The sequence below is a fragment of the Synechococcus sp. BL107 genome, assembly GCF_000153805.1.
GTDB lineage: Bacteria > Cyanobacteriota > Cyanobacteriia > PCC-6307 > Cyanobiaceae > Parasynechococcus.
The window spans coordinates 863,456-884,487 of the sequence record NZ_DS022298.1; the positions used below are offsets into that span (position 1 = coordinate 863,456).

Annotated in this window: 25 protein-coding genes; 12 read left to right on the forward strand and 13 right to left on the reverse strand. The window is 51.3% G+C overall.

Translation table 11 applies throughout. The features are described from left to right. Positions 1-8: 8 nt before the first annotated feature. Positions 9-1,202 carry an ABC transporter ATP-binding protein gene (locus tag BL107_RS04400; protein ID WP_037988065.1) on the reverse strand — a complete coding sequence of 398 codons (1,194 nt, stop codon included), beginning with the start codon at positions 1,200-1,202 and terminating at the stop codon, positions 9-11. Between the two features lie 57 nt (positions 1,203-1,259). On the opposite strand from BL107_RS04400, the gene cgtA reads away from it, so the two are divergent. Then, complete coding sequence (cgtA, locus tag BL107_RS04405; RefSeq protein ID WP_009789066.1) at positions 1,260-2,249, forward strand: Obg family GTPase CgtA; 990 nt, start codon at positions 1,260-1,262, stop codon at positions 2,247-2,249. Positions 2,250-2,491: 242 nt separating this feature from the next. On the opposite strand, the gene BL107_RS04410 is transcribed toward cgtA, so the two are convergent. The 4 genes from BL107_RS04410 to BL107_RS04425 form a co-directional block, all read right to left on the reverse strand. Next, positions 2,492-2,710: a CP12 domain-containing protein gene (locus BL107_RS04410; RefSeq protein ID WP_009789067.1), complete on the reverse strand. Its 219-nt coding sequence runs from the start codon at positions 2,708-2,710 to the stop codon at positions 2,492-2,494. A 124-nt stretch (positions 2,711-2,834) separates the two neighbouring features. Continuing rightward, complete coding sequence (locus BL107_RS04415; protein WP_009789068.1) at positions 2,835-4,730, reverse strand: ABC-F family ATP-binding cassette domain-containing protein; 1,896 nt, start codon at positions 4,728-4,730, stop codon at positions 2,835-2,837. Next, positions 4,727-5,365, reverse strand: coding sequence for a DUF2301 domain-containing membrane protein (locus BL107_RS04420; protein ID WP_009789069.1), 639 nt, complete (start codon positions 5,363-5,365; stop codon positions 4,727-4,729). The genes BL107_RS04415 and BL107_RS04420 overlap by 4 nt, the downstream gene beginning before the upstream one ends. Continuing rightward, positions 5,362-6,336, reverse strand: a complete 975-nt coding sequence (locus tag BL107_RS04425) for a glutathione S-transferase C-terminal domain-containing protein (RefSeq protein WP_037988749.1) — start codon at positions 6,334-6,336, stop codon at positions 5,362-5,364. The genes BL107_RS04420 and BL107_RS04425 overlap by 4 nt, the downstream gene beginning before the upstream one ends. Before the next feature lie 87 nt (positions 6,337-6,423). Here BL107_RS04425 and BL107_RS04430 point away from each other — a divergent pair, with 87 nt between their 5' ends. Continuing rightward, a complete protein-coding gene (locus BL107_RS04430; protein WP_037988751.1) occupies positions 6,424-7,335 on the forward strand; it encodes an aspartoacylase in 912 nt (303 codons plus the stop codon). Between the two features lie 14 nt (positions 7,336-7,349). Here BL107_RS04430 and BL107_RS04435 read toward each other — a convergent pair whose 3' ends face one another. Further along, positions 7,350-7,679: a hypothetical protein gene (locus BL107_RS04435; RefSeq protein WP_009789072.1), complete on the reverse strand. Its 330-nt coding sequence runs from the start codon at positions 7,677-7,679 to the stop codon at positions 7,350-7,352. A gap of 356 nt (positions 7,680-8,035) precedes the next feature. Between BL107_RS04435 and psbA (BL107_RS04440) the strand changes: the two genes are divergently transcribed. After that, positions 8,036-9,115, forward strand: a complete 1,080-nt coding sequence (psbA, locus tag BL107_RS04440; RefSeq protein ID WP_009788850.1) for a photosystem II q(b) protein — start codon at positions 8,036-8,038, stop codon at positions 9,113-9,115. 154 nt (positions 9,116-9,269) lie between these two features. Here the strand turns inward: psbA (BL107_RS04440) and BL107_RS04445 are convergent, their stop codons facing one another. Both BL107_RS04445 and gap read right to left on the reverse strand, forming a co-directional pair. Next, entirely contained in the window at positions 9,270-10,151 is an 882-nt protein-coding gene (locus tag BL107_RS04445) for a GNAT family N-acetyltransferase (RefSeq protein WP_009789073.1), read from the reverse strand. A gap of 10 nt (positions 10,152-10,161) precedes the next feature. Beyond that, entirely contained in the window at positions 10,162-11,175 is a 1,014-nt protein-coding gene (gene gap / locus BL107_RS04450; protein ID WP_009789074.1) for a type I glyceraldehyde-3-phosphate dehydrogenase, read from the reverse strand. 302 nt (positions 11,176-11,477) lie between these two features. On the opposite strand from gap, the gene psbA (BL107_RS04455) reads away from it, so the two are divergent. The 3 genes from psbA (BL107_RS04455) to BL107_RS04465 all read left to right on the forward strand — a co-directional run bounded on the left by psbA (BL107_RS04455) (position 11,478) and on the right by BL107_RS04465 (position 13,865). Further along, positions 11,478-12,557 carry a photosystem II q(b) protein gene (psbA, locus tag BL107_RS04455; protein WP_009788850.1) on the forward strand — a complete coding sequence of 360 codons (1,080 nt, stop codon included), beginning with the start codon at positions 11,478-11,480 and terminating at the stop codon, positions 12,555-12,557. A 185-nt stretch (positions 12,558-12,742) separates the two neighbouring features. Beyond that, complete coding sequence (locus BL107_RS04460; RefSeq protein ID WP_232192762.1) at positions 12,743-13,588, forward strand: PfkB family carbohydrate kinase; 846 nt, start codon at positions 12,743-12,745, stop codon at positions 13,586-13,588. Between the two features lie 70 nt (positions 13,589-13,658). Then, positions 13,659-13,865: a YqaE/Pmp3 family membrane protein gene (locus tag BL107_RS04465; protein ID WP_009789076.1), complete on the forward strand. Its 207-nt coding sequence runs from the start codon at positions 13,659-13,661 to the stop codon at positions 13,863-13,865. A gap of 158 nt (positions 13,866-14,023) precedes the next feature. Here BL107_RS04465 and BL107_RS04470 read toward each other — a convergent pair whose 3' ends face one another. Beyond that, positions 14,024-15,244 carry a DUF389 domain-containing protein gene (locus BL107_RS04470; RefSeq protein WP_009789078.1) on the reverse strand — a complete coding sequence of 407 codons (1,221 nt, stop codon included), beginning with the start codon at positions 15,242-15,244 and terminating at the stop codon, positions 14,024-14,026. A gap of 12 nt (positions 15,245-15,256) precedes the next feature. Beyond that, a complete protein-coding gene (locus BL107_RS04475) occupies positions 15,257-16,051 on the reverse strand; it encodes a prohibitin family protein (RefSeq protein WP_009789079.1) in 795 nt (264 codons plus the stop codon). A 103-nt stretch (positions 16,052-16,154) separates the two neighbouring features. Here BL107_RS04475 and BL107_RS04480 point away from each other — a divergent pair, with 103 nt between their 5' ends. The 3 genes from BL107_RS04480 (at position 16,155) to BL107_RS04490 (ending at position 17,333) form a co-directional block, all read left to right on the forward strand. After that, entirely contained in the window at positions 16,155-16,412 is a 258-nt protein-coding gene (locus tag BL107_RS04480; protein ID WP_009789080.1) for a hypothetical protein, read from the forward strand. A 205-nt stretch (positions 16,413-16,617) separates the two neighbouring features. After that, the gene (locus tag BL107_RS04485) at positions 16,618-16,848 is read left to right on the forward strand and encodes a hypothetical protein (RefSeq protein WP_009789081.1); all 231 of its coding nucleotides are present in this window, start codon (positions 16,618-16,620) and stop codon (positions 16,846-16,848) included. A 242-nt stretch (positions 16,849-17,090) separates the two neighbouring features. Further along, entirely contained in the window at positions 17,091-17,333 is a 243-nt protein-coding gene (locus BL107_RS04490; RefSeq protein WP_009789082.1) for a hypothetical protein, read from the forward strand. Between the two features lie 6 nt (positions 17,334-17,339). Here BL107_RS04490 and BL107_RS12570 read toward each other — a convergent pair whose 3' ends face one another. Then, complete coding sequence (locus tag BL107_RS12570) at positions 17,340-17,600, reverse strand: hypothetical protein (RefSeq protein ID WP_156779381.1); 261 nt, start codon at positions 17,598-17,600, stop codon at positions 17,340-17,342. A gap of 89 nt (positions 17,601-17,689) precedes the next feature. On the opposite strand from BL107_RS12570, the gene BL107_RS04495 reads away from it, so the two are divergent. The 3 genes from BL107_RS04495 (at position 17,690) to BL107_RS04510 (ending at position 19,463) form a co-directional block, all read left to right on the forward strand. Next, the gene (locus BL107_RS04495) at positions 17,690-17,950 is read left to right on the forward strand and encodes a hypothetical protein (RefSeq protein WP_037988755.1); all 261 of its coding nucleotides are present in this window, start codon (positions 17,690-17,692) and stop codon (positions 17,948-17,950) included. A 338-nt stretch (positions 17,951-18,288) separates the two neighbouring features. Then, a complete protein-coding gene (locus BL107_RS04500; RefSeq protein WP_037988068.1) occupies positions 18,289-18,687 on the forward strand; it encodes a hypothetical protein in 399 nt (132 codons plus the stop codon). Between the two features lie 305 nt (positions 18,688-18,992). After that, complete coding sequence (locus BL107_RS04510; protein ID WP_156779382.1) at positions 18,993-19,463, forward strand: hypothetical protein; 471 nt, start codon at positions 18,993-18,995, stop codon at positions 19,461-19,463. Here BL107_RS04510 and BL107_RS12865 read toward each other — a convergent pair. Both BL107_RS12865 and BL107_RS04515 read right to left on the reverse strand, forming a co-directional pair. Continuing rightward, positions 19,452-19,604 carry a hypothetical protein gene (locus BL107_RS12865; RefSeq protein WP_009789088.1) on the reverse strand — a complete coding sequence of 51 codons (153 nt, stop codon included), beginning with the start codon at positions 19,602-19,604 and terminating at the stop codon, positions 19,452-19,454. The genes BL107_RS04510 and BL107_RS12865 overlap by 12 nt on opposite strands. Positions 19,605-20,726: 1,122 nt before the next feature. Then, complete coding sequence (locus tag BL107_RS04515) at positions 20,727-20,951, reverse strand: hypothetical protein (RefSeq protein ID WP_037988757.1); 225 nt, start codon at positions 20,949-20,951, stop codon at positions 20,727-20,729. Positions 20,952-21,032 lie beyond the last annotated feature (81 nt).

The window sequence follows — 21,032 nt, forward strand, 5'->3', positions numbered from 1 at the left end:
CCCCTGGATTAGATCGTGTCTGGCATGGCAACTGCGTTGCCGAGTCCATCAAACAACCTCCAACCGCGTGGATCTGGTGAGAGATGCACCATTTGTGTTGGTTGATAGAGGGGCTTGGGCGGCGTGCGCACCTGGATTAAGTGATCTCCTTCCAGCAGACGACAGGTGATGACCTGCTCGTTGCCCAGCACTTCGCAGTGGCTGACTTCTGCGGTCAAATTCCGGTTTGTTGCCGGAGCCAAGATCCAGCCCTCTGGCCTCAGCCCTGCGGTGAGCTGCTGTCCTTCAAGGCTGGAAAGAGCCTGAACTAAAGGTCCTTCAACGGGAAGCCGTCGATCCCCGAGTAGCAGGGTTGCGTTCGGCCCAACGCAAACCGGTAGAAGTGCCATCGGCGGACTCCCGATGAACTGCGCCACGAATAAATTGGATGGCCAGTTGTAAAGCTCCATCGGTGTTCCCAGTTGTTGGAGCTTGCCTGCGTTCAACACGGCAATCCGGTGGCCCATCGTCATCGCTTCCACTTGATCGTGGGTGACGTACACCGTGGTGGTGCCCAGGGCTCGTTGCAGTTCAACGATGCGGGTGCGTGTGCTGTTGCGGAGCTTGGCGTCGAGGTTGCTGAGCGGTTCATCCATCAGGAACACCGCAGGTTTTCGCGCCATGGCACGTCCCAAGGCGACGCGTTGTTTTTGGCCGCCGGACAATTCCTTCGGCAACCGATCCAAGAGTGGCTCCAACTCGAGAGCCTTGGTCACCGTTTGGACTTGCTCAGTGATTTGTTGTTCTCGGCTCGAACGGACTCTGAGTGCTGGTGGCCAGCCTCGCGTGGCACGACTGAATTGGTCCTGCAGTTGCTGCCATGGTGAGCGTGATTGGCTTCGGCGCAGCCCAAAACTCAGGTTGTCTCGCACGCTGAGGTGGGGATAGAGCGCATAGCTCTGGAACACCATGGCCACGTCGCGTTGCGCTGGTCGAACGCGGCTGACCGGTCGATCACCAATCAGGATTTCACCGGAGCTGGGGCGATCTAAGCCAGCCAGTAAGCGCAGCAGTGTGCTTTTGCCACAGCCTGATGGCCCAACAAGAACCAAAAATTCCCCATCTTTGATTGTTAGATCTAGTTTTCGCAACACCTCCACTGGTGCTTCGCCGCGTCGTCCGGGGTAGGTCTTACTGAGAGCTTCGAAACGGACGCCTGACAATCGATTGCTGCATCGGTCTGATCCTAAGGTTGTGGATTGGATCCAAACAACGCTGCCGTGCAGTTCATCGATCAGGCGCGGATCTCCACACGCGGTGGCCGCGGCGGTGACGGTATCGCTGCATTCCGCAGAGAAAAGTACGTGCCCGCCGGAGGTCCCTCTGGGGGGGATGGTGGCCATGGGGGGCATGTGGTGTTGGAAGCCGACAGCAATCTGCAAACGTTGTTGGATTTCAAATACAAACGGTTGTTTGCTGCAGACGATGGAAAACGCGGTGGGCCGAATAAACGCACTGGCGTTTCAGGGCGTGAACTAGTGATCAAAGTTCCCTGTGGGACTGAAGTTCGGCACCTCACTACAGGCATTCTTTTGGGCGATCTCATTGAGCCCGGAACAAGGCTGGTGGCGGCCTTTGGGGGGCGTGGGGGCTTGGGAAATGCCCATTATTTGAGCAACCGCAATCGTGCACCCGAGAAATTTACGGAAGGGCGTGATGGTGAGGAGTGGCCGTTGCAGTTGGAGTTGAAGCTGCTTGCGGAGGTGGGAATTATTGGTTTGCCCAATGCTGGTAAAAGCACCTTGATTGCCGTGCTTTCGGCAGCTCGTCCAAAGATTGCCGACTACCCGTTCACTACTCTGATTCCCAATCTGGGAGTGGTGCGGCGTCCGAGCGGGGATGGCACCGTTTTTGCCGATATTCCTGGCCTGATTGCTGGTGCAGCCCAAGGGGCTGGTCTGGGCCATGATTTTTTACGCCATATCGAAAGAACGCGCCTCTTGATTCATCTGGTCGATGCCGGATCTGAGGACCCGGTTGAGGATTTGCGCGTGGTGGAGCAGGAGCTCAAAGCCTACGGGCATGGATTGGTCGACCGGCCAAGACTCTTGGTGCTGAACAAGAAAGAACTGGTGCAAGAGTCTGATTTGCCAGATGTGTTGGCCAACTTGGAAAACGCCAGCGGACGAAATGTTTCATGCATATCTGCCGCCATGGGAACGAATCTCAACGAGCTGCTTGACAATGTATGGAAAGAGCTTGGGGTGTAGGTGCGTCTAGTTCTATCAAGCAAATGCGATTAAACATTATTATTTAGCCTTGAATTTTGTTGCTTATCTGTCTGATTGATTAAAGAAAAATCTTTAGCAATAATTTGCAAATGGGCTGAATTTTTTAAATTGATTGGATCAGGGAATGATATGAGCGGTTTAAATCCATAAAAAATGCTGGTCGGTTTCCTGACCAGCATTTTCGAAATACGTGCTTGTGGAGTTGAAACCCCTGTGAACGATCAATCGTCGTAAACCCGGCATTCGTCTGCATCAGGATTGGCGTCGCAATACAACTCGAGAGAGGTGGGGTCGTGCTTGTCCTCTGGGTTGTGCTCTTTGTACTCCTCAAGAGACTTCAGCTCTTCAGTGAGGTGGCGCTCCTTGGCTTGGTCTCCAGTGGCTTTCGCTGCTTCGAGTTCAGATTGATCCTTCTGAATGTGCTCGTCGATGGATTTCATGATGCCAGCCTTCTCTCCAACAAGTTTAAACCGACTTTCCCAAAATTATTTCGGGCTTTCTTGAAGCCATGACCTTTTGCTAGAGGCAGGTTTGGCCCCGGGTTGCATCGATGGAGCCAACCTCTCAAATAGCAAGCTCGCTGAGCTCGAGCCAGCGTTCTTCCGCTTGTTCAATGGTGCTAATAAGCTCTGCAAGTTCGAGGCTTCGTGCGGTCATGTCGTCACAGTGGCCGGAGATTTGCGCTTCTAGCGCTGAGCGCTGCTTCTCGAGTTGAGGCAATCTTGAATCCAGCTGTTCTAGTTCCTTTGTTTCCTTGAAGCTGCGACGTCGTGGCCCCTCCGATGGGGGCTTGCGGGGCTGACGTTCCTTGGTGGGTGTTGGTGCAAGGGTTTGCGTCCGTTCCAGTTGTTTTTGTTGCTCAAGGAATTCGCTGTAATTGCCCTCAAAACGCTTTAGACGGCCGTTTTCGAAACAAAACAGACGATCCACGGTTCGATCCAAAAAATAGCGATCGTGGGAAACGACGATGACGCAGCCACGGAAGTCTTCTAGAAAATCTTCCAAAACGCTGAGTGTTTGCACGTCAAGGTCATTGGTGGGCTCATCAAGCAGCAGCACGTTGGGGGCTTGAACCAGCATTCGGCACAGGGTGAGTCGACGACGCTCTCCTCCCGAAAGCTTGCTTAGTGGGCTGTGTTGTTGTGCAGGGGGGAAAAGAAAGCGTTCTAGAAGTTGCGAGGCGGTGACCTGTTCCCCGCCTAAATCGATCCGGCTGGCCGCCTCTTCGACAAATTCGATCACTTTTCTTTCCAGGCCTTTGCCTTGGTCAAAGGCATCGGTGTGTTGATCCAAATAGCCGATATGGATGGTTTCGCCAAGCCGCAAAGTTCCTTCCGTGGCTTGACGCCGTCCTGCAATCAAATCCAGCAGGGTGGATTTCCCGCTGCCGTTGGGTCCCAAAATTCCCACACGGTCTTCAGGGCTGAAGCTGTAGCTGAAGTCGTCGAGCAGGCGTAGGCCATCAGGGTGTCCATTCGCCGTCACCCCAAGAGCCTCCGCTTCGATGACTTGTTTGCCAATGCGGCGACTCACGCTCGCCATTTCGAGCTTGCCCTTGGCTTGGCTTGGTTTGTCTTCGCGCATCGCCTCGATGCGTTGAAGTCGTGCTCTTTGCTTGGTACTGCGAGCTTTGGGGCCCTGTCGAAGCCAGGCCAGTTCGCGTCGAAGAACTCCACGAAACTTGGCAGCTGAAGCTGCTTCGGAAGCATCTTCTTCGGCTTTGTGCTGCAAAAAGGTGCTGTAGTTGCCTTGATACGTTCGAGCCCGGCCCTGATCGACTTCCACCATTCGTCGGGTGACACGATCGAGCACGTAACGGTCGTGGGTGACTAAAACGAGGGCACCCGGGTAACGATCCAACCAGCTCTGAAGCCACTCAATTGCAGCAGCATCGAGATGGTTAGTGGGTTCGTCTAGAAGCAGTACATCTGGGCAGGCCACCAGTGCTGAGGCCAATCCAACCCGTTTGCGATAGCCGCCAGAGAGATCTTCTACGGGACGTTGTAAGTCGCCAATTCCCAGTTTTTGCAGTACTTCTCGGCATTGCTGTTCGAGGCTCCAGGCATCCTCTTCATCCATCGTTTGGCTGAGTTCTCCCAGCTCTGACAGCAATGCTGTGTTGTCTGGTGCCGCGGCAACCGCGTCGCTAAGGGCGTTAAAGCGCAACAGCAGATCGCGTTTGGCCCCGCACCCTTCCAAGACTTGTTCGAGAACGGTGAGCCCAGGGGTGATTCGACTCTCTTGCCCAACGAGTTCAACCCGTAGACGCGGAGAGCAGCGTCGTTCACCGTTCCCGAGCGGTTCGCTTCCCGCGAGAACTTTGAGCAAGGTGGATTTTCCGGCGCCGTTCGGACCGATCAACCCAAGGCGCTCTTTATCGCCGATATGAAGATTCAGATCGGCAAAGAGAGTTCGGATGCCGAAGTCTTTCGACGCACCCACCAAGCTGATCAAACTCACGGTGTGCTGACAGGGCGTTGGCTGTCTAGATATGCAAACACACTCTTATCGCCCACATCTGCAGCGGCCTCCATCCCGAACTTGCGGAGTGCGAGCACCACCATCAGCAGTGCTGCTGTCAGTAGAAGAGCAGCGCATAGGGTCGTATTCATAATGCCCACTAGACGCCCAAGGAGGGCGATGGGTAGAAGCAGGGTGAGCCCTATCGCTTCGGGTCGTCGGAAGCAGAAAAATTCCTTGAAGCCAATGCCTGCCAAGGCAGCAAACAGGGGACCGATCGCCAGGATCCATAACGGTTGTGCAACAAGCACGGCGAGGGCTTCATCGGGGCCAGCCCGCGTTAGGAGCAGCCCCCAGCCCAAGCAACCCATCAACCAAAACAATTTCAGCGCGTTGTGGAGTGGTCTTACATAGATATGGATCCAGTGCAGTGCTAAGCCGAGCCCGGCCATCAGTGGTAGAAGCCAAATCCAGGCCCAGCGATCCCCAAACTGCCACCAGTGCACGAGCGCCGCAGTCATCGCTAGCCCAGCGACAAGAAGTGAGATGCGATAGCGCTGCACCTCCAGCCGATCTGTTGATGTAATCGTGTAAGGGCCATAAACGCCTTCAAACTGCGGATCACCCGTTGTCATGCGTTCGCGATATCACTGGATACAAGTGTGGTCAGGTCTGGACCAGTGGGGACAATTCCACCAGGATTCAGCGGAAATAACGCTCCGAAGTAGTCATGTCGCCAAGCCTCGGCGTCACAACTTGCTTGGACACCCGGCTGCCTATATAAACGTCGTCGCCAATCCCAAAGTTTCGGGAACTGCCAGAGAGGACGCTGACTACAACCAAACAAGGGTGCGTAGACCATCTCCCAACGAATCAATGTGGGAAATAAACGCACGTCCGCCAAGGTGATTCGATCGCCACAAAGCCAGGGGCCCGATTGCCCCAGGCTTGACTCCACTTGATCGAGGGCTGCAAATAGTGCGGTTACGGCACGGTTGTATGCCGCTTGGTTGCGGGCAAAGCCGCAGCGGTAAACCCCATCATTCACATTGGGTTGAAGGAGTTCCTGCCAACGATGAATGCTGTTCTGCAGCTCTGGTGGTGCCAGGTCGGGGGCTTCCGCGTGGGCTGGCCAGCGGTTCAACACCTCTACGAGCTGGGCACTTTCGTTCCCCAAGATTTTGGGATGGATGGGGTCGATCAGCACTGGAACAGTGGCGCGATGGGAGGGAGGCGCGCCACAGCGTTGATACAGCGCAAGCAAGCTGTTACATCCCAACCATGGAGGATTGAGTTGCCACCGTCCTGCCTTGTGATCTGCAGAGGCCGTCAGAAGATTGAGGCTCTGATCAAGCCCTCGCAATTGATGGACCAGCCAGGTGCGATGGGCCCATGGACAGCTGCGTCCAACAAGTAAATGGGGGCGTTGGTCTGGTCGGCGGGACTGCAAGTCCAAAGGGTCGGGGACTTGCGCCTCAAGGTGATCACTTTTGGGTCTGCTGTAGTTCCCGGCGGCATCGGCGGGACCAAGGCCGCCCATGAGCCTTTGCCATTGCCAACGCCAACCTGCTTTGGCTGCCATCACAACGATGGGTGGAATCGACATGGCTTTTGTCGTCGCAATGGCTGAGGTCGCGGAGACCTCAGCCATCTTGGCTCCATGCTTCAGTCAAACAAGATCTGTTTTGAGTTCATGGCTGCCAGCGATGTTCTGGTTGTGGCAGGGACCCACGGCAATGAGCTCAACGCTCCGTGGTTGTTGGAGCAATGGAATCATCAGCCTGATCTGATCAATTCCGCGGGTCTTTCCATTCAACGGTTGGTGGGTAATCCCCAGGCCCAGGCTGCGATGCGTCGTTACGTCGACCGTGATCTCAACCGAAGTTTCAGAGCGGATCTGCTTGAGCAGTCGGGTGGAGACTTGGAAATGCGTCGCGCGCGTGAACTGGTTGGGAGGTTTGGGCCAAAGGGAGACGAGCCCTGCTCCGTCGTGCTCGATTTACACAGCACAACGGCTGCGATGGGGTGTTCTTTAGTGCTTTATGGACGAAGACCTGCTGATTTGGCCTTGGCAGCCCTTGTTCAATCTGCCTTAGGGCTACCGATTTATTTGCATGAATCAGATTCGGCCCAGACCGGGTTTTTGGTTGAGCGGTGGCCCTGTGGATTGGTCGTAGAAGTCGGACCTGTTCCCCAGGGAGTTCTTGAAGCACGGATTGTGCGTCAGACGCGCCTTGCAGTGGAGGCTTGTCTAGAGGCGCTTGCAGGTGTTCGATCAGGAGTGGTGCGTCTTCCCCGACAGGTGGTGTTGCACCGGCACCTTGGTAGCTGTGATGTGCCACGAGGGGAGGCCGATCAGCCCCAAGCCTTGGTTCACCAACGGCTCCAGGGAAGGGATTGGATTCCCTTAACGCCATCAGATGCGATTTTCGAGGCAGCCGACGGAACAACGCTGGAGTCTCCTCAAATGGAGCACCAACCCATTCCCGTTTTCATCAATGAAGCGGCCTATGCCGAAAAGCACATTGCTTTTTCTCTAACGCAGAGGGAGGTGTGGGAGATGGAGCCCCAATGGTTGGAACACCTTGCAAAACTTCTGGGCTGAGACTGATCCCTGATTTACCCGCAAGCCCAAGTTCCCTTGCCTTCCTGGCTGCAGGCCAGGTCACTGGTTTGTCCATCACCCCAGTACAACCGCAGTCGATCGTCATCGGTACCCAGCCTCAGCGTTAGGGAGCGAATCGGTCCAGCTGGCGTCTTGCTGTCTGCTGGAGGTGCCGTTCCTTGGAAGTCGTTGAGCTGTCGCTCGAGCTGGTTCAGCCGCAACTCCATGCGCTCAATGGCTGCTTTTGAATTTTGATCGCCTGCTGATTTCAACGCTGATGACGAGCATCCCGCCAGAAGAATGGATGCAGCTAACAGCCAGTTGAGATGTGAGGGCCGACCCATGGCAATGCTCAGTATTGGTCTTGGCTTTTCAGGGGAGGTCAGCAGTTGACCAGCCTTTCGCTCCAATACACAGTGGCTCCTTCTGCCTCAAGCTGATTCCGGCGATGACGCGCCGAGGACAGAGGAACAGTCTCTTCGAGGCGTTGTCCTGCAAGGAGCCAGCGGATTAAAACCAAAATGAAAGCTCGTTTCTGAAATCTTAAATCTTTCTGTGCACTCCAGGCATAGCAACAGGTCTCAACATTGGCTGGCGCAATGTCCGAACACAGAACTCAATATTGCTTTACATTGGGTGAAGGCAGGGATTCCTGTCCCTTCCATAAACCGTCCCCTCGGGGGCATTTCTTTCCGTTCTCATGACCACCACCATCCAGCAGCGCTCCGGCGCTTCTAGCTGGCAGTCCTTCTGCGAGTGGGTCACCTCCACCAACAACCGTCTGTATGTCGGTTGGTTCGGTGTGCTGATGATCCCAACTCTGTTGGCTGCCACCATCTGCTTCGTCATCGCTTTCGTCGCCGCTCCTCCGGTTGACATCGATGGCATCCGCGAGCCTGTCGCTGGCTCCTTGATGTACGGCAACAACATCATCTCTGGTGCTGTTGTTCCTTCCAGCAACGCCATCGGCCTGCACTTCTATCCCATCTGGGAAGCAGCTTCACTCGACGAGTGGCTGTACAACGGCGGTCCTTTCCAGCTCGTCGTTTTCCACTTCCTCATCGGCATCTACGCCTACATGGGTCGTGAGTGGGAACTCTCTTACCGCTTGGGCATGCGCCCTTGGATCTGTGTTGCCTACAGCGCACCTGTCGCTGCTGCATCTGCAGTCTTCCTCGTCTACCCCTTCGGTCAGGGTTCGTTCTCTGATGCAATGCCCCTGGGCATCTCTGGAACCTTCAACTACATGTTGGTGTTCCAGGCTGAGCACAACATCCTGATGCACCCCTTCCACATGCTGGGTGTTGCAGGCGTCTTCGGCGGCAGCTTGTTCTCCGCCATGCACGGCTCACTGGTGACCTCCTCCTTGGTGCGTGAAACCACCGAAAGCGAGTCCCAGAACTACGGCTACAAATTCGGCCAAGAAGAAGAGACGTACAACATCGTGGCTGCTCACGGCTACTTCGGTCGCCTGATCTTCCAATACGCCTCCTTCAACAACAGCCGTAGCCTCCACTTCTTCCTGGCTGCCTGGCCTGTTGTCGGCATCTGGTTCACCGCCCTTGGCGTGTCAACCATGGCCTTCAACCTCAACGGCTTCAACTTCAACCAGTCCATCCTTGATGGTCAGGGCCGCGTCCTGAACACCTGGGCCGACGTGTTGAACCGTGCAGGCCTCGGCATGGAAGTCATGCACGAGCGCAACGCTCACAACTTCCCCCTCGACCTGGCAGCTGCTGAGTCCACTCCTGTGGCACTCCAAGCACCTGCAATCGGTTGATCTGGAATCAACCTGTTCCTTCTGGAACAGACAAAACGATTCAGATCAACTGAATCGCAAAGCCCCCGCCTCACAGCGGGGGCTTTTTGTTGACGCTTACTTGATCTCAATCGACACTCACTTCAAGGTGACGTCGATCAGCTTGATCAATTAGTTAGCCAAGTTCTAGACACGCCAATCCATAAACATCTTTCGTTAGGACTGCTTCATGGGACCCCTTGTACATCCGTGTTGTTGCTGAAATCTCACGAAAACCGAGGGAAGACAAAAGTGACTGTGCACTGCTATTGCGCTGAGGAGAATCAATCAAAATTACGCCTTCATGCTCAGCAAACAAATTCCTAATCAAAACCTCGGCCAACATTGGTGAGTCAGCCAGAATGGGGCCGATTCGCCAGCCTTCTCCTGCAGGCAGAAGACATGGTCGTATACGAGCAAAGCCATGGCAGCAATTGGATTTGTCGATTAAGGCAATCACTTTGCCTGTTTGATGCTCAAGCCATTGAGATAGAAAGTGTGGCCGTGCAATTAATTCACGCTCAGAATCATATTTTTTAATGGCTTCTAATGGGATTTTAGAGCCAGTTACAACGGTCAAGTTTTGCGGGTAGAGCTCATGCTGTGCTGGAACATCTTCGTCTGGGTTGAATAATTGCCAACGGATTGTTTTAGATGATGGCTTGAAGCCCCATTCTGCGTAATTAGTAATTAAATTGGGAGCTGCTTCTAAGCCAATACATTTCACGTCTTGAAGATGTAGTAAAGCTTGTTCCCAGAGCTTATGTCCATACCCATGTCCCCTGTATTCGGGCCTAACAATATACAAGCCTATGAATCCATAAATATTGTTGTATTTAATGCCAGCAATGCATCCAACCGGAGTCGAATCAAGCCAGCCCACCCAAACACCTTGTTTGTCTGTATTCCTATAGATATCAACATCACCAAATCCAGGTGCAAACTCTTCGCTTCTTGCCCAGCGAACAATTGCTGGAATATCAGAAGCCCGAGCAGGTCGAATGATTAGTTCAGGCATGCAATCGCCTTCAGGAATCTTTCTTCTTGCTGGAATCCATATGCTGAATTAAATCAATGCACTTACAGCTGTATGCCCATTCGTTGTCGTACCAAGCAACTAACTTCATGAAAGTATCATTTAGTGCCATTCCTGCTCCAGCATCAAACACCGAGGTACAGCTTTCGCCAAGCAAATCGTTCGAAACAATTTGATCTTCAGTGTAACCAAGAATGCCTGAAAGTTCATTTTCAGAAGCTTCTCTCATTGCATCCTTTACTGCGTCATAGGATGTGGACTGAGCCAAATTAACCGTCAAATCAACGACTGAAACGTCAGGTGTTGGGACCCGGAATGCCATGCCAGTGAGTTTTCCGTTGAGCTCAGGGATGACTTTCCCAACAGCTTTGGCAGCACCAGTAGAGCTGGGAATAATGCTTTGGCCTGCGCCTCGGCCACCTCGCCAATCTCGAAGCGAAGGGCTGTCAACTGGCTTTTGGGTTGCTGTTGTTGCATGAACAGTGGTCATTAATCCACTCTGAATTCCAAACTTGTCGTGAACAACTTTTGCAATCGGTGCTAAACAGTTTGTCGTGCAACTTGCATTCGAAACAATATCTTGATCGTCGTAGTTTTTATGATTCACACCCATGACAAACATAGGTGTCTCATCCTTTGATGGGGCACTCATTACAACGCGTTTAGCGCCTGCTTCGATGTGGCACCGTGCTGTTTCATCTGTCAGAAAAAATCCTGTACTTTCGAGGATGTAATCAGCGCCTACGTCTCCCCAAGCAAGGCTTTTGGGGTCTCGTTCCGCACTGATACGGATTTTTTTCCCATTGACAATTAAATTTCCATTCTCCACTTCAACGCTTCCAGGAAAACGCCGATGTGTTGAGTCATAACGCAATAAATAAGCCATATAGTCGATATCGAGTAAATCGTTGATCGCGACAACCTCAATATCCGGTAAAGACACTGCTTGTCGGAATGCCAATCGACCGATGCGTCCAAACCCATTGATGCCAATGCGGGTCGTCATCGCAATCTCTTTGTTTCTTAGATGTGGTCTTTATAGGGGGAATGCATTCATCCAACCCGGCCCTTTGGGCGTATGCACACTGTCGACACCGTGTTGATGGCCGTTACCTGCACCGAAACCTCCCCAGCAATAGCGATCTGCGAGGAACGGGGCGGTGATCAGCGGAGCTGATGGGAGCGATCAGAAAGGCTCAGCGGCCAATCGGTGACGGCTTCGCAAACTTCCGTTACATTTCGCAAGTCGGTTCTCCGACCTTTCTTATTCGCCGCCGGGTTTCGACCCACAGGCTGTTTTCCGTTCTCATGACCACCACCATCCAGCAGCGCTCCGGCGCTTCTAGCTGGCAGTCCTTCTGCGAGTGGGTCACCTCCACCAACAACCGTCTGTATGTCGGTTGGTTCGGTGTGCTGATGATCCCAACTCTGTTGGCTGCCACCATCTGCTTCGTCATCGCTTTCGTCGCCGCTCCTCCGGTTGACATCGATGGCATCCGCGAGCCTGTCGCTGGCTCCTTGATGTACGGCAACAACATCATCTCTGGTGCTGTTGTTCCTTCCAGCAACGCCATCGGCCTGCACTTCTATCCCATCTGGGAAGCAGCTTCACTCGACGAGTGGCTGTACAACGGCGGTCCTTTCCAGCTCGTCGTTTTCCACTTCCTCATCGGCATCTACGCCTACATGGGTCGTGAGTGGGAACTCTCTTACCGCTTGGGCATGCGCCCTTGGATCTGTGTTGCCTACAGCGCACCTGTCGCTGCTGCATCTGCAGTCTTCCTCGTCTACCCCTTCGGTCAGGGTTCGTTCTCTGATGCAATGCCCCTGGGCATCTCTGGAACCTTCAACTACATGTTGGTGTTCCAGGCTGAGCACAACATCCTGATGCACCCCTTCCACATGCTGGGTGTTGCAGGCGTCTTCGGCGGCAGCTTGTTCTCCGCCATGCACGGCTCACTGGTGACCTCCTCCTTGGTGCGTGAAACCACCGAAAGCGAGTCCCAGAACTACGGCTACAAATTCGGCCAAGAAGAAGAGACGTACAACATCGTGGCTGCTCACGGCTACTTCGGTCGCCTGATCTTCCAATACGCCTCCTTCAACAACAGCCGTAGCCTCCACTTCTTCCTGGCTGCCTGGCCTGTTGTCGGCATCTGGTTCACCGCCCTTGGCGTGTCAACCATGGCCTTCAACCTCAACGGCTTCAACTTCAACCAGTCCATCCTTGATGGTCAGGGCCGCGTCCTGAACACCTGGGCCGACGTGTTGAACCGTGCAGGCCTCGGCATGGAAGTCATGCACGAGCGCAACGCTCACAACTTCCCCCTCGACCTGGCAGCTGCTGAGTCCACTCCTGTGGCACTCCAAGCACCTGCAATCGGTTGATCTGGAATCAACCTGTTCCTTCTGGAACAGACAAAACGATTCAGATCAACTGAATCGCAAAGCCCCCGCCTCACAGCGGGGGCTTTTTGTTGACGCTTACTTGATCTCAATCGACAGCCTTTGGTCTCATCAAAACGGGCATTGGAGTTGGATACGAAGCTTGCCTGCACCTAGCTCCTGTTGTTTTGAATCAGCCTTTGGATCCTGAGTCGTCTTCGCAACTCCAACAGCTTTGTTTAGCCGTTGTTGGTCATATCGAATGGGTTGATTTTCTTGCCGTGGATCGATGGCCTCAACCGGGCTTGATTAGTCATGCCAAACAGCGGCTTGAGGAGCCGGCGGGTGCTGGGGCCGTGATTGCTGTCCAGTTGGCACAACTGGTGGATCGGCCTGTGCATTTTTTTACGGCCTTGGGCCGCGATTCCGTTGGAGAAGCCTGTGTTCAGCGTCTTCAGGATCGCGGTGTTGCGGTTCATGTGGCGTGGCGCGATGCCCCCACCCGTCGTGGCATCAGCCTGGTGGATGGCGGAGGAGATCGAGGGATCACGGTGATTGGTGATCGTCTGACTCCAGTTTTGAGCGATCCCTTGCCTTGGGATGTTTTGCATCAATGTGACGGAGCTTTCATCACGGCAGCTGATGCTGCTTTAGTCCAGGCTGCCAGAGCTGTTCCCGTCTTGGCAGCAACGCCAAGGGTTGGCCTAGCGGTGTTGAATTCGGCCGCTGTCCAAATCGATGCCTTAATTGGCAGCGGTCTTGATCCGGCAGAGATTGTTGCACCAGGAGCGCTTACACCTCTCCCAGGAGTTCAGATTTCTACGGAAGGTGCAGCGGGAGGGGTAATCAGTACCGGTGACCGCTTTAGCGCCAGTGTGTTGCCGGCCCCATTGATCGAAACCTATGGGTGTGGAGATAGTTTTGCTGCGGGGGTCTTGGCTGGTCTCGCGGCCCAGTGGCCGTTGGAGAGGGCCATTCAGCTGGGATGTCAGCTTGGCGCAGCATGTGCAAGCCGTTTTGGACCCTATGAATGAAACTCAGACGTGTGTTGTCGTTTTGTTTGAAGTATTGCTATTAATCAAGCGAGCTCCTTAAACAAAACGAATGACGTTCGGCGACATTTTTCGCGTCATTATTGCGCTATTTATTCCGCCGCTGGGGGTTTTTACCCAAGTTGGGCTGGGGAGAGCCTTTTGGATCAATCTACTGATCTATTTATTTGCAGTCGGTGGGTTTGGCTTTCCTGTGTTATTCGGGATGTGGCCAGCAGCTATGATTCATGCTTTGTTCATTATTCTCACGCGTAAATAGGTTTAAATATCTGTTATTTGTGCGGAGATGGGCTTGATTGGGGAGAGAGATACTTTATTGATTGAGCCTGATCGGGTTATCGTAGTCTTGATAATAGCTTTGTGGAGTGAAGTCAGGCTGAAATATTTTTTCGGTGTGCAGAAGATTTCTAGGTTAAACTATTGATTACTAATGTTTAGGGATTCAGGTTCGATATCAGCATCAATTTCGATTTTGCCTTCTCCTTTTTTGTCTGGGTCTGGTGGCGATGGTTTTTGAATCATTTCTTGCCCCAAGATTCGCTCAAGATTAAATTTGGTTGGCTCTGAAGTAACGTCATTACCCGATACAACGGTCATGTTAATTCGTTGAACTTCCATCTGTAATTGAAGGCCAGGAAATTCCCTTTCCATTCTTTCATTAATGCGATCCTGGATGTATTGCACTTGCATGTAGCTCGGAGTTGTTGGGTCTGTGACCCGCACTACCACCTGCAGTTGAGGAGAGCGATGTCGTTCCCAATAATCTGGCCAGTCGAATGAAATACTGGCAACATCTAATGATTTGTTGTTTCCAAAAGTGGTCGTTTGACGTTTTAGATAGGATCTGATTCCGCCTTCAATACGTTCTTTCGCATCTTCGATTTTCACTGCGTATACGTGTCGTTTCAGGCGTCCGTAAAGCTTGTCGCCGACGGCAAAAGCTAAAATGAGTGCAATCAGTAGTGGTAAACGTGAACGATTTTGTGTTCGAAGTTTTTGCCTGAAGTAAGGCTCACGTGTTGCAAGAATAGTGATCCCGCCGATTAAAATTCCTAATAAGTTGGCGGAAAATAACAAACCTGCTCCCTGGGCATCGTCCAATTCACCAGCGGCGAGCATGATTCCCATCACGCAAACTGGAGGTACGAGGGCTACCGCAATCGCTGTGCCGGCCATCGAACTCACTGCTCCAGGGTTCACCTTGGCGTAGGTAGCGATGGCTCCAGCGGCGAGGGCAATGCCGAGATCCAGAAGATTGGGTTGCAGGCGAGCTGTGATTTCGTCTGGAACAACCATTAATAGATTCATGTTTCCGGCCACTAGGCCGAGTCCCATCGACAACAAAGTCGTAATTGTCACGCCGATAGAAAGGGTGAGCAATGCGCGTAACAACAGCTTTTTGTCGCCAATCAAGCTCCCGAACACCAGGGCTCGCAGGGGAAGAATCCACGGGGCCACAACCATCGCACCGATCACAACGGCAGCGTTGTTGGCGAGGAGTCCTAGGGTTGCGATCAGGCTGGCGCCAATCGTTAGTACTACATAGGACTCGTCAACAGCTTCATCTCCGTCGTAGCTGCGGCGCAACTTGTCGAGGCGTTCGCCTTCTTCAAGAAGCTGCTCTTGACTCGCTATCAAGGATTAAATGGCCTAACTACGTCGACCCACGATGACTGGAGGCATGCCACCAGCGCTACCGGGAAGAGACGGAACGACCTCTGTTCTGCCATCCCACTTGTCGATAAAAAGCTTGAACAACACCTGATCATCCAGGCTTCGATTGAGGGTGTCGTAACGGATCGCCTCTTGCTCTGCGATCTTCACTTCTGTTTGGGCGCGAAGAAGCTGCTGTTCTGCAATCTGCTTCTGTTCGATCGCTGCACGATATTCTTTGGCGATTTGTAGTCCGGTTAAGTCGAGACTTCTAACCTCCACATAATCAAATTTGTTCAATTCTTCCGCGACAGTACGCTCCACGATTGCAGAGATGTCATTCCACTCAGTTGCAATTGTGATCAGTTCATATTGAGAGAAAACTGATTTAAGAGCTTTTAGGAGTGAAGGTTGAATGATGCGTGGATAAATATCACGATCATTGCTAGCAATGGTTCTGTAGATTCTGCCTGCTTCTTCCGAACGAACCGCGTATTTCACGGTTGCAGTGGCCTCAATCACCTGTAGATCTTTCGTAAGAGTAGAGAATTCTTCAGGTCGCACTTGGGTGCGTACGTCGAATGGATTGACGGACTGGATAAGTGGGATTTTGAGATTGAGTCCAGGGAGGCGAGACCCTCCGCTCACTTTTCCTAGGGTGGTCACTACGGCGACTTTGCCTGCCGGGACAATAAATAGAGCTTGCCCCACCAGTAAGAGAGCGCTGAGGGCGATGGCCACGAGCACAATCACTGTGTTCGCTGGGTCGTTGACGGGTCTTGGGGTCTGCATTACCACCGGTTCGTTACTTTAATGATGTCGGATTTGTTGTTGAGATTGTGTCGTTTCAGCGAACTCACATCGAAACCGACATCATTCTTTCCGATTTGTCGCGATGGCCTTTTTTCGCAACGAGATCAAACTCGTTTTTTATATCACGGTTGGGGTTTGTTCAGTCTTGGTCGCGGTTATGGCGGTGCGGATGGATGTTCGTGATTCCCGTAACGATCGAATGCGCTCCCTGTGTGCCGTGTATTGGGGAGCCCCCGATGGAAGCTCTGAAGAGTCGAGGGCCCTGGTTCAGGCGGAGCGATCGACGGGAATTTCGAATCTAGAAATGCTGAGTTACTGCCGTTTCTATGGTGATCAATAGGTCTGTGATTTATGGCAATTTTTTTTATAGGTACATTTTTCAGCAAGGTTGAGGGAAAAAGTATTAGCCGATGCGCATCCATCCCATTTTGGTGCGTCACAGCTAAGAAGGTGGTTGAAACAACTGTTTCATGAATCGCCCCAGTTTTGGCCGATTTCACTATTTGAGCTTTTGAACCATCAGAATAGAAAAAACTGTCGTAGAAATGGCTAAGCCAGTCGGATCCAAAGAAGAATCCAAACGAAAGCGTCAAAAGTCTCGATCGATTCCATTGGAGCAGGTTTCACCCGCGGTTCTTACAGCAACCCGTGATGTGGCTTATATGTTGGAACAACTATGTATTTGTCCTATCCCAGAAGATGTATTAAAAGCTGTTTTAGATAGAGCCGAGCATCTCGAAGAGCAGGCGAGTGGAATCACCTTATTTGAGGACTAATTGACGGGTTAGTGATACCCATGCAGACCATTCTAGGTTTGTGCCTTTATCAGATCTCAACCTTTAAGGATGCAATTCATAAGTTGCGGCTTTTTGTCGTCTGTGAGATGCATGGATGAAACAAATGCATTACAGCAACGATTCTCTGAGCAAATTCTGACCCAATAACCCGATTGATCTTGTGTTGGGATCACATCAAACGTGGTTTCTTTCATCCTTTGATGCCGATAAGGCCAGGGAATATGTCGATCAAAGGTGTGGTGATCGGTGCTGTCAAGTCCGTCGAATTGCTCAAAGCACTTTCCTATCGCAGCGGCCTAGGCTTTGATGGGACAGAACAAAACCTGTTTATGACGCTCGGACGATTCTTAATCTTTTTCGTTGTGGGTCTTGTTCTGGCGTTTGCCTTCCCTCCACTTAATTGGCTGATCTGGCCTCTTGCGGCTTTGGCCGCTTTGGTAGTGGTGCGTTTGATTCGTGGTTAATTGGCTTCAATTGGGACATTGCGGGGCATTCATGCAGTTTTTCGGCTTCATGTTGGGTGAGTTGGAAATTAGTAATTTCACAGCTGGTTTTCTTGCTGTCGTTGCTTTGGTTTTTGTCGTCAGTTTTGGTGTGGTTTCGCTGCAAACTGGTGAGTTAATTAAGCCACCTCCTAAAAAATAGGCGCTGTTGTTTTCAGGATTTCCCCAGTCGATGAATGGAGCAGATAACTCTTTTGCCGAGAGGCTGTTTGCTCCATCAAGTTCCATCCAGTTGGCGTCAGGAGTGTTGGCTGGCAGCCCGGGCTTCCTTTGAGCTGTGATTTCGACTAGGTTCCAGCATCTATTAAATGAGTTTCATGCTGCGAAGCCTTTTCTCACTGGTTTTTGCGGCTGTCATGTGGGTTCAAGTACCCCAGTGGAAGGCCGATTGGTCGAAATGCGCAGTGGACGTGCCCGACGTCAGTTGCCATTGGTACGTCGTCGCTCCCGACAACACGTTTGGTGAGGGTTTTGATTGGGTTACAGCACCGTGGTTTGATGCCAATGGGCTGCAGGATGTGGCCAAACTAGAAAATACGATGCAAGGAATCCATGCAGACGCGGTAGCTGCGAGCTAAACAAACCCTTGCTCTCGGGTTGTTTGTCTTTTTTATTGGAGTCCGCGTGTTTCTTCTGCTAAATAACTTAACCTATAAATTTTGCTGTTTAAATTCTAATTTTCTATTGCTATATTGATTGAATATTTGTTTTGATGAAAGCTGATGGTTCTATTGTTTGCCTTGAATCATTAGTTTTGTTTCGAAAGTTCACTAAAGATGAGTGTGATTTGCTTTGGGTTTGAAATGGTCTAATTCAATAGATTTGTCGCTTGTTTGGAGCCCTCGTCTGAGGAAGGCTGGATTCTGATTGTTCGGGACTCGTCATCAAGGCATCCAGGGCTTCGCTCTGACATGGTATGGCCACCAGCAAATTGTTTGATTTGGTATTAATGGCATGCGGATCATCCGTCCATCGCCAGAGTGATTCAAGTAGATCCGTTGCCATGCAGGACCTCGACCATCAACTGAAGGATCTCGGATTCGACAAAGAAAAAAAGGAAGATGGTTCCTGTAAGTACTTCCTCTTTCCTGGAGATAGCAATAAGGTCTTCTGGACGCAGATTACTGTCACCCCTGTTGGTGATTCTTGGCAAGTTACTTATGCCAGGTCAGAAAATCAAGTAGGCCTTTGGAAAATGTACAGCGTTGTTACTAAAATTGAAGTTCATGTTATCAATAAGGTCAATAATTTGATTGTGGAAATAACTGAGCAGAAGTCGAGGACTCCAGGTTTTCTTCGGCGTTTATGTAATTAATAGATCTCTCGATGTGGAGATATTTTTTTGTTGATGGAAAATTCTCTTCGATTCGCCTAAGTTTGCAAGCAATGGCTATGAATTTAAAGGCCACAATTACTTTTTTGTTCCTGACCGAATAGGGGGGGTAGACAAGTCGCTTAGTGCTTGATTCTTCCGATGCCATAACCAATCAAAAGGCCAGCAGCCCCTCCGATTGTCCCTGCTCCGAGTTGTGTCTTCTGTCTAGTTGATAGTTTTTCTCCAACCCAAAAGGTCAGCCCAATACCCGCTAACAGGACAGCGCCAACAAGGACTGCATCGAGATGGCGATGGTTCGGGCGTTTTCCAGCTTCATCGCCATTGCCGCTACTGCTCTTTGGTGGTTGGACGGGTGGAGCCCCTTTCGCGTCCAGTTCGCGCTCAATCCGATCAATCTCCTGCGCCGCTTTGTTGGTTTCCATTGGCTCAAGTTGGCAAAACCTATGCAGATGAAAAGACTCGCTCAAATCAAGACCCAGAGCTGCCGTCCCCAGCTTGCTGATGTGGATAGCGGGGTGGTTCGCTGGATGAAAATGAATTCAGTCGCCCATCCTTTCCAGCCTTTGGCGAATATCGATGAGAATTTAATTCAAAATGGAGGTTTCGTGCCTCTTCCTACCAAAACGCTCTGCATGAGACATAGCAATCAGTTTGTCCTTGAGAGCGGGGACACTGCAATCCTGGGAAGGTCTGAGAGGGCCTCCCTTTTTCCTGCCACTCCTCAGTTTCAAGGGATTAACAAGTTAGGCCAGTAAGGCCAGGGTGATGTTGAGGATCGTCAGTCCTACCAGGAATACTGCCGCCATCAAAGATGCCTCAGGGAAGAACTTGGCAATCACATAACCAACCCCAAGAAATACCGATGAGATCAGTATGGCAGCAAGGTCCGTTCCCATGAGCGGTGCGGGTTGGCTTAGGCATGATGACAAAACTACTAGTTCGTTGCTGAGTGGGAGTGCTCTCAAATGCCATCCCACAAGGTTGAGGTGCTCTATTTCAGATCGCAGAGGGGTTCTTCAAGATCGAGAGCGATTCAACCTTTGAAGTTCCCCGCATCATTGGCTAACTGTCGTGGTCATTGCCAGTTGGCAACTGCCAGAGGTATTCTTAGCTGCAATAAAAAATCCCTTTAGGCGAGGCAACTAAATAACTGTTGACTGCGGTTTTACATAGACAAATGCTGTGTTAATGGTCGATTAATCTATTAGGATTTGGCTATAAATAGAGTTGTGAATATGACATAAGGCTGTCAATGCAAGGATGCCTTTGTTCTGTTATTTGTGTATTTAGACAGAATCATGGTCTGGCCACCAAAGGTGCAGGAATAGAGCTGACTATTTTAGTCAATATTTTTGTGTTGAAATTGGCGACGCATGCCCACAATGCTAATCGAGAAATGATTTTTTTTAATTTGATTGGCGGCTATTTCCTTGGGGAACTATCGTAAATATTCGTTCAAGCTGCTACGAAAAAATGTTCAATTTTGATTGTCTTTTAATTCAATTCCTACGTCCTTCAGCGATTTAACGGTGTCATCAACGGCTGGAACAAACGCGATCCGCCGTCTGAGTCGGTCAACAAGTTTGTTCCACGTATTGAGGGTGATCGTCTTGGCTTTGTGAGCCTTGTTCTTTGGTGTTTGATCTGTATCCATTAGTCTTGATGGATTAAAGTGGCCTGTGCATAGATGGTCTGGTTTGATATCTTACGTGTTTAAGACTATTGCTCCATCGAGGCGATTAGTGGGGTAGGCCTCTCATGAGCCAGCTTTCGTAGACAAAGAATAAAATAAAGAAGATCATGATACCAACAACAAGCACTTTGCCGTTCATCTATTGCTGTGTCATGGTGTCCCTTACGTTAGCGATTATCACCCAAGCTGCTCTGATGTGTTCTCAATCGCGATTGCAGCGATTTTTAAGTTAGAGCTCGGTTCATTGCTTCTTTTCCCTTGCTAGATAGTCAATACTTGATCCGAGATTTTGTTCCGTGCCTTGATTGGCCGAAGCTAGATAGCGCTAGGCAATCCACTGATCATTGTCCATAATCGTTTTGATCAAGAGTCCAAGCCGTTTGAATTCTGCGAAGTTCAGCTCTTGCACGGCTTGATCAAGACCGCTATCGATCCATTCATCACTTCGTTTCTCATAGATCGTGAAGTCTTGATCAAGAGATCCTCGCTTAATGCAATAGGTGACCCCATCCTCATGACGATAATCCGCAGAATGGAGTTTCAAGGCCATCATCTTTTCTCCCGTTGAGCCACGCTTTGCAAAGAGTACGTGCTGGCGCCATTCATGGCTGATTAACCCTTGCAATGCCAC

What these genes read in the sequence shown, in the direction of transcription:
- BL107_RS04410 (WP_009789067.1), bottom strand. Translation starts at nt 2,710, where the DNA reads ATGAAATCCATCGACGAGCACATTCAGAAGGATCAATCTGAACTCGAA.
- BL107_RS04420 (WP_009789069.1), bottom strand. Translation starts at nt 5,365, where the DNA reads ATGACAACGGGTGATCCGCAGTTTGAAGGCGTTTATGGCCCTTACACG.
- BL107_RS04425 (WP_037988749.1), bottom strand. Translation starts at nt 6,336, where the DNA reads ATGTCGATTCCACCCATCGTTGTGATGGCAGCCAAAGCAGGTTGGCGT.
- BL107_RS04430 (WP_037988751.1), top strand. Translation starts at nt 6,424, where the DNA reads ATGGCTGCCAGCGATGTTCTGGTTGTGGCAGGGACCCACGGCAATGAG.
- BL107_RS04435 (WP_009789072.1), bottom strand. Translation starts at nt 7,679, where the DNA reads ATGGGTCGGCCCTCACATCTCAACTGGCTGTTAGCTGCATCCATTCTT.
- psbA (WP_009788850.1), top strand. Translation starts at nt 8,036, where the DNA reads ATGACCACCACCATCCAGCAGCGCTCCGGCGCTTCTAGCTGGCAGTCC.
- BL107_RS04445 (WP_009789073.1), bottom strand. Translation starts at nt 10,151, where the DNA reads ATGCCTGAACTAATCATTCGACCTGCTCGGGCTTCTGATATTCCAGCA.
- gap (WP_009789074.1), bottom strand. Translation starts at nt 11,175, where the DNA reads ATGACGACCCGCATTGGCATCAATGGGTTTGGACGCATCGGTCGATTG.
- psbA (WP_009788850.1), top strand. Translation starts at nt 11,478, where the DNA reads ATGACCACCACCATCCAGCAGCGCTCCGGCGCTTCTAGCTGGCAGTCC.
- BL107_RS04465 (WP_009789076.1), top strand. Translation starts at nt 13,659, where the DNA reads ATGACGTTCGGCGACATTTTTCGCGTCATTATTGCGCTATTTATTCCG.
- BL107_RS04475 (WP_009789079.1), bottom strand. Translation starts at nt 16,051, where the DNA reads ATGCAGACCCCAAGACCCGTCAACGACCCAGCGAACACAGTGATTGTG.
- BL107_RS04480 (WP_009789080.1), top strand. Translation starts at nt 16,155, where the DNA reads ATGGCCTTTTTTCGCAACGAGATCAAACTCGTTTTTTATATCACGGTT.
- BL107_RS04485 (WP_009789081.1), top strand. Translation starts at nt 16,618, where the DNA reads ATGGCTAAGCCAGTCGGATCCAAAGAAGAATCCAAACGAAAGCGTCAA.
- BL107_RS04490 (WP_009789082.1), top strand. Translation starts at nt 17,091, where the DNA reads ATGTCGATCAAAGGTGTGGTGATCGGTGCTGTCAAGTCCGTCGAATTG.
- BL107_RS12570 (WP_156779381.1), bottom strand. Translation starts at nt 17,600, where the DNA reads ATGGAACTTGATGGAGCAAACAGCCTCTCGGCAAAAGAGTTATCTGCT.
- BL107_RS04495 (WP_037988755.1), top strand. Translation starts at nt 17,690, where the DNA reads ATGCTGCGAAGCCTTTTCTCACTGGTTTTTGCGGCTGTCATGTGGGTT.
- BL107_RS04500 (WP_037988068.1), top strand. Translation starts at nt 18,289, where the DNA reads ATGGCCACCAGCAAATTGTTTGATTTGGTATTAATGGCATGCGGATCA.
- BL107_RS04510 (WP_156779382.1), top strand. Translation starts at nt 18,993, where the DNA reads ATGGCGATGGTTCGGGCGTTTTCCAGCTTCATCGCCATTGCCGCTACT.
- BL107_RS12865 (WP_009789088.1), bottom strand. Translation starts at nt 19,604, where the DNA reads ATGGGAACGGACCTTGCTGCCATACTGATCTCATCGGTATTTCTTGGG.
- BL107_RS04515 (WP_037988757.1), bottom strand. Translation starts at nt 20,951, where the DNA reads ATGGCCTTGAAACTCCATTCTGCGGATTATCGTCATGAGGATGGGGTC.